This window comes from Polaromonas sp. P1_G4 (assembly GCF_056405475.1).
Window position 1 is genome coordinate 1 of sequence record NZ_JBFUCA010000099.1, and the last position, 10,913, is coordinate 10,913.

Sequence of the window (10,913 nt, forward strand, 5' to 3'; positions counted from 1 at the left end):
CCTCAGATGAGGCGAATTTTCTCGTTGGCTATTTAAATAGCCAATATGTGAACCACGCAATTAAGCAATTTCAGACGAGAGGACTTTTTGGGCCACGTGATATCCATAAAAAAATCCTTGAACTCCCGTGGCCTGAGTTTTCACTTAATCGCCCATCACATCGGCGACTTTCGGCACTAGGTAGAAGCGCTGCGCAGGCTGTKCAAGGCATTCTGGGGGGGCAGCAAAATCTCGAGCTTGACCCGCGTACTCTGGGTCGCCTGCGCAGCAGTATCCGCAGAGAGCTGGCTGTTGTGATGGGGGAAATTGATGCGCTGGTTGAGGCCATCTCAACTGGCCGCGACTTGCTGGAGCTCGAGGCTGGATGGGACAGTCTTTTGAATGCTGAGAGACCATCTCTAGAGGGGGCTGACTCTACAGCGCTCAATGAGTTTTTACGACACGAGCGCGAATCATGGAGTGCACGCGATATCCCTCCGTCTAGAGGCAAAGCATGAGCCATGTTTTGCTTTTTGACACCAATGTCTGGAGTCATCTCGTTTTAGGGGATGCCGCTAAATCCGGAAAAGTAAGGGCACAACTTGCGGCGCTGCGCATGAAGTATCCGGGGGCGGCAATGGCAACCAGCGGTATCTGCATTGCCGAATGCATGGTCGCTGCGCRTCGCTTGCCTGACCTCAATGTCCGAATGGCGGCTGAAGCAGCATTTCAGCTGGAATTCGATAGGGAAAATCTGATGGTGGTGGACGTGACTCCGCAGATACTGGACAAAGCTGCGAGCCTTAGAGCAGAAGCTTTGCGCAGGGCTGCTGCTCTTGGGGGAGCACCTGCGGGCCCCAATGGCGGAAAACTAAAATTACCTGATGCCGTCATAGCCGCCACCTGCGTCGACTTTGATCCTGTTGCTATTTTGGTCACTGAGAATGTGGGGGATTTTCAATACATCGAGAACGGTTTGGTGCAGACGGTGTTTAGCTTGACTGTAGAGGTAGTGGGATAAAACACACCTCAGGCTTCTGGCCCGACATTGACCACCATCCAGTTCTTTGTATTTAGTTGGACGTTCTAAGCCCTCTTCCTTCCGTAGCTCGCCGCGTGGGTTGATATGGCGAAGGGAGGCGGTCTTGCTGATCCTACCGATGGCCAACGGATCTTTCCCTTACCCGACATACGTTGATATGGCTCTCACCCCGTCTTCACCACCGTCACAAACTCCGTCCCACTCTCAGGCAACCAAACCTCCCCGGGCCGACCCAATATCTGCCGCACGCTCGCCGCAGAACGCGGCATGGTGATCACCTCAAACTTCTCCGTGGCCGGGTCAAAGCGCAAGAGGGCGTTGCTGCTCCACTCTGAGGCCCAGACGATGTCTTTGTGGTCAACGTACACGGCATAAATATGTGGCTCGGTGCCGGGGGCTTTCCAGGCGCGCCAGCTGCTGGGGCCTGTGCCCAATGCGGGGTCGTGCATTGAGAGGTTGCCGCTGTTCCATTCCGATACCCAGATGCGGCCCCTGCTGTCTGACCAGACGCGGCGGGCGCCCTGGCGGGGTGTGGGTGGCTCGACGATGCGTGATTCGCCGGTCTTGCGGTCCAGTTGGGCGATGAAGGAGCCGGCCAGTGAACACCACCACACGTCACCCTTGGGCGTGGCGCAGATGCCGTAGGGGCCGCGGCCGCGGGGGGACTCTTTCACGGTGACGGTGCCACTGCGTACCTCTACCTTGCCGACGTAGCCGCTTTGCCCGGTGAACCAGAGGTTGCCWTCGCCGTCGAAGGCGCAGGTGTTGAGGTTGGCGTACGGTGTGCCTGCGGGCAGGGGGAAGACCTTGACTTCGCGCGAAGGCCAGGCCACGCGGGCAATGGCGTTTTGCCCGCCGTCGGTCAGCCAGGCTGCGCCGTCGGGCCCGGCAATCACGCCGTGGGGTGATGAGCCATTGCCCAACGCCACCAGGTCTGACTTGCCGGTGCGTGGGTCAAACCAGCCGAGGTGGCCGCTGCGCTGGGCCGAGAACCACACGCCGCCATCAGGCGCGGGTGCGATGTCGTGAATGCCGGTGAAGGTGCGGGCGTTGAGCGGCCACGATTGCAGGCGGACGGTACCGGGTGTTTGCGCATGTGTGGCGGCCGGCAAACTCAAACCAGCCAGGCCCGCCAAACCGGGCAGGGCCACCAACGCGGTGCGCCGGTTGATCTGGGTTGCGTCTGATTGCTGGGGAGCGTGGGATGGAGCGCGTGTCTGCAATGCCATGGCAAAACCTCCTGCGCATCTTGCTGCATGCGCTGAACACGGTGAACGGCGGTGAAGGGTGGTGTCTCTGGCATTTTGGCGGCAATGCGCGCCGCCATCAAGCTCACCTATCTGTACTCAACTCGCGCACGCGGTCTGCATTGGTGGTGCTGCGCGCGCCCTTGAGGTGCATTTCCACATTGGTGGCCTTGTCGCCCACGGCGGCTACGGCTTCACGAAGCTGCTCCTGGGTCACGTCCAGCTTCTTGAGCCATTCCGCAGTGGTGGCTTTGTCATTCAGGTTGATGCGCTCAGGCTGTTCGCCTGCATGTGATTGGGGTCTATCGGTATTGGTCATGGTCTTTTACTCCTTGCCTGCTAAGGTAAAAGACCACATTAGCGCGCCTGGCCCACCATGTTTGTAGGCCATTGCCGACTTGATGGGTTTCAGCGAAGGAATAGCGCGCATTGGCGCAAGTCGGGGGTATGGCCTACGCCCTGCGCGCCCTATGTTCCCGCCGAACCGGGCCTCCGCCTTACTTGCCGGCCTGTGACACCAGCACGGGCTTTTCGCGGTAGACCTCGGGCATCACGGTCTTCAGGTTGGCAATCTTGGGCAGGTCAAACCTGGCGATGTAAGGCTGGCTGGGGTGCAGGGTGGCGTAGTCCTGGTGGTAGGCCTCGGCAGGGTAGAAGGCGGCCAGCGGCGCCAGCTGCGTCACGATCTTGTTCGGGAAGGCCTTGGCGGCGTCGAGCTGGGCGATGTAGCTTTCGGTCACCTTCTTTTGCTCGGCGTCTTTGTAGAACACGGCTGAGCGGTATTGCGTGCCGCTGTCGGGGCCCTGGCGGTTGAGTGTGGTGGGGTCGTGCGCCACCGAAAAGTAAATCTGCAGCAGCTTGCCGTAGCTGATCTTTTTCGGGTCGTAGGTGATTTGCACGGCCTCGGCGTGGCCGGTGCGGCCTGAGCCGATCTGCTCGTAGGTGGCGGTGGCTTTCTCACCACCTGAATAGCCCGAGACGGCGTTGAGCACGCCTTCGGTGTGCTGAAACACGGCCTGCACGCCCCAGAAGCAACCGCCGGCAAACACGGCGGTGGCTGGCTGTGCGGCGGCCGTGGCGTCAACCGTGGGGGCGGGCAGCTTCACGGCTTTTTCTTCTTGTGCGGCGCTGGTGCCCATGCCGCCGCCCACCAATATCCACGTGGCCAGTGCTACTGCGCCCAAGGCGAAAAGGTATTTGTTCATTTTTAGGCTGCCTTGAAGTTAAGGGCCACGCCGTTCATGCAGTAGCGCAGGCCGGTGGGTTTGGGGCCGTCATCAAACACATGGCCGAGGTGCCCGCCGCAGCGGCGGCACAGCACTTCGGTGCGTTTCATGAAAAGGGTGGTGTCGGTTTCTTCGACCACGGCGTTGTTCATGGCCTGCCAGAAGCTGGGCCAGCCGGTGCCGCTGTCGAACTTGGTGGCTGAAGAGAAAAGGGGCAGGTCGCAACCGGCGCAGCTGAAAACGCCGGCGCGCTTTTCTTTATTCAGCGGGCTGGTGAAGGGCGTTTCAGTGCCTGCCTTGCGCAGCACGCGGTACTGGTCGGGCCGCAGCAGCTTTTGCCATTCGGCTTCGGTACGGGTGACTTCATAGGCGCGCGCGGCCGCGTGGGCGGGTGCAGACGCCAGCAGCCCGCGCAGGCCGGCGGCCATGGCGGCGGAGAGGGCGCCCAGTTGGAGCAGGGAGTTTCTGCGGGTCATCATGCTTTGGCCTCTTTCGGTGGGTTGTTGTATTGCTTGCCGTGAACAGGCGGCATGAAGGTTGGTCGGCGTGGCGAGGTGTTTCTTACGGATGACGACGCCCCTGGTGCGAAAGATTGGATGACGCTGTACCGGTTCAGTTCCGTGCGGCGAAATAGCGGGCACGCTGAAACTGCTATCAATACAGTAGCTGCTCGCGCAGACTCCTATTGGGCTGGAGGCCGATTTGATGCTTGAAAATGGCATTGCAAACGGCGAAATGGCCCCAAAAAGCGGCCCCAGGGCCAGCAGCGGCTGAAAACGGGCAAAAAGAGGCAAAAAAGAGGCACAACAGACCCAAAATTCCACCAAAACTGCCCCGCAGGCCGCTATTAAAACAGTAGCTGCTTGCGCCCGTTCCCATTGGTCTTGAGGCCAATTCGGCGCTAAAAAATGGCCTCCTGCAAGCCGCCGAAGCGGTGTTTTCCCATGGCGTGCATTTCCCGCATCGCCGCAGTCCTACAGGCCCGTTTACGCCTCCCCTTTAGACTTGCAGGCAATGATGAAACAGCTCCTGACCCAACTTCGCGACTTTGCGGCCACCATTCCTGGCCGCTTGCGCCACCCCACCAAACGCGGCGTGCTGCTGACACTGGCGGCCATTCCGGTGCTGGTGTTGCTGTATGTGCTGATCCTGATTCCGTTCACGCCCAGCATCAACGACCTGCTGAAAGCCAAAACCGCCAAGCCCTCGGTGGTGATGTCGTCTGACGGCCAGGTGCTGGCGGTGTTCAAGCGCGCCAACCGCGACTGGGTGAAGCTGGAAGACATTTCGCCCAGCGTGGTCGATGCGCTCATCGCCACGGAAGACCACCGGTTTTACGACCACCACGGCCTGGACATCAAGCGCACGGTGTCGGCCGTGCTGCACACGGCCGCCGGCAAGACGCAGGGCGGCTCGACCATCACGCAGCAGCTGGCGCGCAACCTCTACCCGGAAGAAATCGGCCGTTCCCTGTCGATCACGCGCAAGCTCAAGGAAGCCATCACGGCTTTCAAGATAGAGGCGGTTTATTCCAAGGACGAAATCCTGGAGAGCTACCTCAACACCGTGCCCTTTTTGTACAACGCCTACGGCATTGAAATGGCGGCGCGCACCTACTTCGACAAATCCGCCAACGAACTGGACGTGCTGCAAAGCGCCACGCTGGTGGGCATGCTCAAAGGCACGGCCTACTACAACCCGGTGACCAACCCCGAGCGCGCCATGCAGCGCCGCAACACGGTGCTGGCGCAGATGGTCAAGCACGAGAAGCTGCCCGTAGCCCAGCTGGAGGCACTGAAAAAGAAGCCGCTGCGTATCGACTTTGAGCGCCAGGACGAAGAGCTGGGCTCGGCGCCGCACCTGGCGCAGCAGCTGCGCCGCTGGCTGATTGAATGGGCCGACCGCAACGACTACAACATTTATGCCGACGGCCTGGTGCTGCGCAGCACCATTKATTCACGCCTGCAGGACATGGCCAACAGGGCCCTGGCGGTGCAGGTAGACCGCTTGCAAAAGACGGTGGCCGGTGACTGGCGCTTTAACTCGGGCTGGAAGGCCAAGAGCGGCGCGCCGCGTGAACTGGCCCTGGCCTTCATACGCGACACCGCCGAATACAAGGCCCTGCGCACCAAGGGGCAGACCGACGACCAGGCCACCAAGGCGCTGCTGGCGGACGCCGAGTTCATGCAAAACCTGAAGGACGACAAGACGCGCCTGCAGGCCGGCTTCATGGCGCTGGACCCAACCAACGGCCAGGTCCGGGCATGGGTGGGCAGCCGTGACTTTGCGCGCGACCAGTTCGACCACGTGCAGCAGGCGCGCCGCCAGCCGGGCTCGACCTTCAAGCCCTTTGTGTATGGCGCGGCATTTGAAAACGGCGCCAGGCCGTCCGATGTGTACCTGGACGGCGAGGTGGAGATTCCGCTGGGCAACGGTGCCTTCTGGCGGCCGACCGACGGCGGCGGCCCCAGCGGCGAGATGATGACGCTGCGCCAGGGCCTGATGTTTTCCAAGAACACGATCACCGCGCAGGTCATGCACGCGGTGGGCCCGGCCAATGTGGCCAAACTGGCCAAGGCCATGGGCGTGCGCCAGAGCAAGCTGGAAGAAGTGCCGTCGCTCGCGCTGGGCACCAGCCCTGTCACGCTGAGGGAAATGGTGGCGGCCTACGGCACGCTGGCCAATGACGGCCGTTATATAGAGCCCGTGCTCGTTACCCGGGTAGAAGACCGCAACGGCAAGGTGCTGGAAGCGTTTGAGCCCAAGCTGGCCGAAACCGTGATGCCGGCCACCGTGGCGCAGACGCTGCTGGACGTGATGCGCGGCGTGATCGACCAGGGCACGGGCGCAGCCATCCGCAGCCGTTACGGCATCCAGGCCGACGTGGCCGGCAAGACCGGCACGACGCAGGGCAACACCGACGGCTGGTTCATCATGATGCACCCGCAGCTGGTGGCCGGCGCGTGGGTGGGCTTTAACGACAACCGCGTGACCATGGCTGACAGCTATGGGCAGGGCGCCCGCAGCGCGCTGCCGATGGTGGGTGAGTTTTTCCAGGGTGCGATCAAGGCGAAAGTGGTGGACGTGGCCCTGCGCTTCCCCGCGCCAGAGGGTGCAGGCGTGACGGACCAGGAGCGCCAGCGCATTGAAGCGCTGCTCAATGGCGCCGAGCCGCCGCAGGAAAGCCAGCCGGCGCAGTCGGGTGGTGACTCCGGCATGCCCCAGCCTTTGGGCGCACAAAACGTGTCAGGCGCTGTGGGAGGGCAGGCGACCGAGGGCGGCCCGCCGCGCGTGTGGCAGCCGGCGCCGGTGATCAAGTACATCACCGTGAATGGCCCTGCCGCAGACGGCACACCCGMGCCCAACGTACCGGGTGGTGCGCCGGGCGTGGTGTTGCCACCCGAGCAGCCGCGGCGTGTGCAGCCTGAAGGTACGGTGGAAAACACCGCCGTGCCGGGCGTGGTGGTGGGTGCGCCCATCTCACCGCGCTAGCGCTGTGCGCGGTGCGTTAGATTGCTATTAAATAGATAGCTGCTTGCGCTTGTCCTGATTGGGTTTTAGGGCTTTTTCTCTTGAATTATTGCAACGCGGCATGCGGCGTCAGCGTTTCGTTTTGCGCACCGCCTGTGGGCCCGTGTTGACAAAGCTGGCATTGCCCAGCCCGGTGCCCACCGTCAGCACGGCCCAGCGCTTCACGCCCTGCATGAAGGGCAGCTCAGACAAGCCCTGCACCACCGCATCGTTGTGCAGCCGCACCTGGGTGGTCTGGCCGTCCTGGCGCGGCAGCAGTTCGCTGAGGTCATGCGCCAGGTTAAAGCGCGGGCTTTCCCAGTTACCGGGCAGGTTCTGCGCGCCGGCGGCGATGGAGCCGTCGTCGCAGATCATGCCGGGGCAGGCCACGCCGACAAACGGCGCCAGGGTGATGCCTTTTTTGTCGGCCAGACGCTTGAGCTTTTTCAGCATGGCGGCAATGCCGCTTACCAGGTGTTCGCGGCGGGTCACATCGTCGTCGCCGCGGTGGCCCCACTTTTCCAGGCCCGCCACGCGCACGTCCGACAGGTCGGGCGACTTGTTCAGGCGTGGCCGCACAATGCCGCAGCGCACGTTGGTGCCGCCAATGTCTACCGCCAGGAAGCCGCCGTATTGCGACAACAGCTCGGGCGGCGCCAGGTGCACCCAGCCGATCAGCCCGCCTTCGTCGGGGTGGTGGCGCAGCGTCATCAAATGCACGCGGGCATTTTGCTGGTAGAGCAGTTCGGCCGCGCGGTCGATGGCCAGCTCTCCCACCAGGCTTTGCTGGAAGCCGCCGCCCACCACGATGCGCTGCACGCCGTGCCATGAGGGGTGCGCCAGAAAACGCCGCACCACACGCACCAGCTGYCAGGCGTAGTCTTCCGATGCCGCGGAAATCACGGCGGCGGCCTTGCCGTCGCGTTGAAGGAGCAGGTCTAACCGCTTTTTGCTGATGGCCGGCGTGGGCTTGGTGCCCAGCACGTCTTCACCGCTGATGCGGCGAAACACCCGGCGCCATACGTCCAGCATTTCGCTGTAGGCGACGCGGCTGACGGTGTCGCCCAGAAAGCGCTCGCCGTCGTGCAGCGCCAGGCTGTAGCCGTTGATCGTCACGGCAGGCAGCTTCAGCTGACCATGCAAAAGGTCGTCGGGCAGGGAAGCGGAGGCTTTGCGTGGCATGGGTGCGTGTGCTGTGGTGGAAGGTTTCATGATGCGGGCACTGCGTGCCGCCGGCTATCAGCCAACGCGCCTGAACGCGTCAGCCAATGGCTGGTGTACGCGGCGATTTGCGCGCAAAAAAACGGCCGGGAAGAGCCGGCCGATGGTGGGTGTGCAGCGTTTTAGTGCTGCTTAGCGACCCAGGGGGTCGCGGTCTTTGTCAAGATCCTTCTGGATGTCTTCTGCGTTCTCACGCGCGTCGCCGGCGGCCTTTTGTGCCTTGCCCTGGAATTCACGGGCATGGCCCTTGGCCTGCTGTTCGGCATTGCCGACCAGCTTGCCGGTGTGTTCCTGCACTTCACCGGCAACTTCCTTGATCTTGCCTTTGACCTGGTCCTTGTTCATGGGATGTACCTTTCAGAGAGTTGCGTCATGGAAAATTCCATGCAGTTCAAGATAGCCCGCCGGCCCAGACCGCGCCGAAGGCATCGGGCCCATAGCCGTGTGGGTGTGTGCCTACAGGGCCTTTCGACGCGCGCCTGCTACGGGTCGGGAAACAGTTGCAACAGAACGTTCGTTGCGTCAGGATTAAACTGGCATTGCAGACAATGGACTGTGCTTTGAAGTGACCGTGCAGTGGAGGAAGGAAGAAAAAAGTCATATGAAGAAATTAGCCATCGTTTTAGGGGCCCTGGTGTCCGGGGCTTCCCTGTGGGGCGCGCCAGCCGCCCCCACCACATGGTTTACCGTGATGGGTGACCCGGCTGACCCGGCCGTCAATACCATTGAGGTAGACCCGACCCCCATTGCCGCCAACGGCGACATGCGGGCCATGCAGGTACGCGTAAGCCGCGCGCTGCAACGCACCAGCTGGGACGGCGTGCCTTACCGCTCGTATGTTTCCACCGTGCTGTTTGACTGCGCCGATAAAAGCGCCAAGTACGTCACGCTGGCGTTTTACGTGCAGCCCCTGTGGAAGGGCGAGCCGTACAAAACAGTGACTTACCCCAACGAAGTGGTGCGTCCCATGGAGTTTCGCGACGTGACGCCCAACCCGACCCAGCGCATCATTCGCGCTGCATGCGAAACCGGCAAAATTACCACCAATTAGCGACCATGTTGCGGCGGTGGCGGGTTGTGCCCCGCTTGTGCCTTTAGGGCGCTCGGGCTACGATGGTTTGTCGCTTACGCATGGGGCTCCGGCGACTATCTTGAAGAAGGGTCTTGCATGCCGCAACTCATTGCAACGGTCGAAGGCGTCGAAATCAAGCACGTGTACCTGACGAACGACCGCACCACGCTGGGCCGCAGGCCCTACAACGACATCATCTTCGACAACCTGGTGGTCAGCGGCGAGCACTGCGTGTTCCTGCTGAAAGGCCTTGCGGACGTGTACCTTGAAGACCTGGGCAGCACCAACGGCACCTACCTCAACGGCCACATGGTCAAGTCGCGTGAGCTGCTGCACGACAACGACATCATCAATATCGGCAACTTCCGCATCCAGTACCTGGCCACCTCGCGGCATGAAGAAGAGGCTCCGCGCGAACATCAAACCACCGCCATGGCGCTGGACGCGATGGGCCTGCCCGGCACCAGCGGCACGATGCACGCGAGCCTGAAGGTGCTGTCGGGTTCGTCAGCGGGGCTGGAGGTGCCGGTGGTCAAGGCCGTTACCACCTTCGGGCAGYCCGGTGTGGCCGTGGTGTCGATATCGCACCGGCGCGACGGCTACTACGTGGCGCACATGGACGGCGAAAAGCCGCCGACCTGCAACGGCAAACCGATCGGCATGAAAGCGATTCCGCTGGCCCACCACGACATACTGAACCTGGCCGGAACCGAGATGGAGTTTTTGCTCAAGAGCGCCGAAGCCTGAGCGGGCCGGGGGGCGTGCAGGCTCGCTCAGATGGTCGAGCTGCTGATGCTGGTGGTGGGAAAGCCCATGGGCCTGCGGGAACTCCGTGGCCTGTAAGAAGGCGGCTCGCCGGCCAGGCGCCAGGCAAAGGCCCGTGCCAGTGCCTTCAGCTTGAGCGTGGACTTCAGATGCAGCGGCGTCATGCCGGTGCGGGTCAGGTCCGATGCGTTGTTGGACACGCGTGACAGGCGGCGCTGCTCCAGCGCGGTGACGGGTTTGCGGGGCATGGCTGAGCGTGGCGTCTTTTTGATCGCCGTCTGCGTGGCGGCAGCACCGGTGAACTTTTCACGCAGCAGCGTGGCCTCGGGCCGCCGCTGGCTGTCCACAATCCAGTAGGGAATGCCGGCGCGGCCCAGCAGCTCGCGCTTGAAAGCATGCTTGCGGTCAGCCAGCTCGCCGCGCCCCAGCACATCGACGCAACCCAGCACAGCGCCTTTGCGGTCGGCCACGGCGCAGGCAAAGCTCACGGTGCTCAGCAGCGCCTGCCAGTGCGCGTCGCCGCCGCGGCTGTTGGGTTCAATAAAGCCGGTAAAGGGCACCTTGATCAATACATGGTGGTCCGGAAAAATGTCTGCCAGCCAGCGCCACACCGCGAGCTCGTCGCGACTGGTGAGCGGCTTGCGGCGCAGCGCGTGGTTGCGCGCCACCTTCTTGCGGGCCGACACCACATGCGACAGCCAGCGTTCATAGCCCAGCGCCCCCAGGGCCACGCTGCCCACAAAGATAAAGAAGCCGATCAAAAAAGAGGTGCCGGTCATGGTGCTGTCCTGGTGCTGGTACTGCGTTGATGTGCCGGGCCGATGCGCTGCCTGTTTTGATATGGGTATATG

Annotated in this window: 11 protein-coding genes and 1 pseudogene; 5 read left to right on the forward strand and 7 right to left on the reverse strand. The window is 62.3% G+C overall.

Features of this window, described 5'->3' with window-relative positions; all coding sequences use genetic code 11:
• Both AC1D1X_RS07155 and AC1D1X_RS07160 read left to right on the forward strand, forming a co-directional pair.
• Positions 1 to 497, forward strand: a pseudogene (locus tag AC1D1X_RS07155) (hypothetical protein); the annotation flags it as partial.
• Entirely contained in the window at positions 494 to 1,000 is a 507-nt protein-coding gene (locus AC1D1X_RS07160) for a type II toxin-antitoxin system VapC family toxin (protein ID WP_477698048.1), read from the forward strand. The pseudogene AC1D1X_RS07155 and the gene AC1D1X_RS07160, both read left to right, overlap by 4 nt.
• Before the next feature lie 185 nt (positions 1,001 to 1,185).
• On the opposite strand, the gene AC1D1X_RS07165 is transcribed toward AC1D1X_RS07160, so the two are convergent.
• From AC1D1X_RS07165 to msrB, 4 genes are all read right to left on the reverse strand, one after another.
• Positions 1,186 to 2,250, reverse strand: a complete 1,065-nt coding sequence (locus tag AC1D1X_RS07165) for a Vgb family protein (protein WP_477698049.1) — start codon at positions 2,248 to 2,250, stop codon at positions 1,186 to 1,188.
• Positions 2,251 to 2,353: 103 nt separating this feature from the next.
• Positions 2,354 to 2,587, reverse strand: a complete 234-nt coding sequence (locus tag AC1D1X_RS07170; RefSeq protein ID WP_477670964.1) for a DUF3606 domain-containing protein — start codon at positions 2,585 to 2,587, stop codon at positions 2,354 to 2,356.
• 178 nt (positions 2,588 to 2,765) lie between these two features.
• On the reverse strand, positions 2,766 to 3,473 hold the full coding sequence (msrA, locus tag AC1D1X_RS07175; protein ID WP_477670963.1) for a peptide-methionine (S)-S-oxide reductase MsrA: 708 nt from the start codon (positions 3,471 to 3,473) through the stop codon (positions 2,766 to 2,768).
• Positions 3,474 to 3,475: 2 nt separating this feature from the next.
• Entirely contained in the window at positions 3,476 to 3,973 is a 498-nt protein-coding gene (gene msrB / locus AC1D1X_RS07180) for a peptide-methionine (R)-S-oxide reductase MsrB (RefSeq protein WP_477670962.1), read from the reverse strand.
• A gap of 538 nt (positions 3,974 to 4,511) precedes the next feature.
• Here msrB and AC1D1X_RS07185 point away from each other — a divergent pair.
• The gene (locus tag AC1D1X_RS07185) at positions 4,512 to 6,986 is read left to right on the forward strand and encodes a penicillin-binding protein 1A (RefSeq protein ID WP_477698050.1); all 2,475 of its coding nucleotides are present in this window, start codon (positions 4,512 to 4,514) and stop codon (positions 6,984 to 6,986) included.
• Between the two features lie 108 nt (positions 6,987 to 7,094).
• Here the strand turns inward: AC1D1X_RS07185 and AC1D1X_RS07190 are convergent, their stop codons facing one another.
• Complete coding sequence (locus AC1D1X_RS07190; protein WP_477698051.1) at positions 7,095 to 8,186, reverse strand: ROK family protein; 1,092 nt, start codon at positions 8,184 to 8,186, stop codon at positions 7,095 to 7,097.
• Between the two features lie 171 nt (positions 8,187 to 8,357).
• A complete protein-coding gene (locus AC1D1X_RS07195) occupies positions 8,358 to 8,570 on the reverse strand; it encodes a CsbD family protein (protein WP_457278743.1) in 213 nt (70 codons plus the stop codon).
• 256 nt (positions 8,571 to 8,826) lie between these two features.
• Here AC1D1X_RS07195 and AC1D1X_RS07200 point away from each other — a divergent pair, with 256 nt between their 5' ends.
• Both AC1D1X_RS07200 and AC1D1X_RS07205 read left to right on the forward strand, forming a co-directional pair.
• Positions 8,827 to 9,276, forward strand: coding sequence for a surface-adhesin E family protein (locus AC1D1X_RS07200; protein WP_457278742.1), 450 nt, complete (start codon positions 8,827 to 8,829; stop codon positions 9,274 to 9,276).
• Positions 9,277 to 9,393: 117 nt separating this feature from the next.
• Positions 9,394 to 10,044 (forward strand): FHA domain-containing protein, encoded by a 651-nt coding sequence (locus AC1D1X_RS07205; RefSeq protein WP_477698052.1) that lies wholly within the window; start codon positions 9,394 to 9,396, stop codon positions 10,042 to 10,044.
• 26 nt (positions 10,045 to 10,070) lie between these two features.
• On the opposite strand, the gene AC1D1X_RS07210 is transcribed toward AC1D1X_RS07205, so the two are convergent.
• Positions 10,071 to 10,913: PDDEXK family nuclease (locus tag AC1D1X_RS07210; protein WP_477698053.1), on the reverse strand; the 843-nt coding region annotated here is incomplete at its 5' end.

Coding starts and splice junctions, on each gene's coding strand:
- msrA (WP_477670963.1), bottom strand. CDS start 3,473: ATGAACAAATACCTTTTCGCCTTGGGCGCAGTAGCACTGGCCACGTGG.
- msrB (WP_477670962.1), bottom strand. CDS start 3,973: ATGATGACCCGCAGAAACTCCCTGCTCCAACTGGGCGCCCTCTCCGCC.
- AC1D1X_RS07200 (WP_457278742.1), top strand. CDS start 8,827: ATGAAGAAATTAGCCATCGTTTTAGGGGCCCTGGTGTCCGGGGCTTCC.
- AC1D1X_RS07170 (WP_477670964.1), bottom strand. CDS start 2,587: ATGACCAATACCGATAGACCCCAATCACATGCAGGCGAACAGCCTGAG.
- AC1D1X_RS07195 (WP_457278743.1), bottom strand. CDS start 8,570: ATGAACAAGGACCAGGTCAAAGGCAAGATCAAGGAAGTTGCCGGTGAA.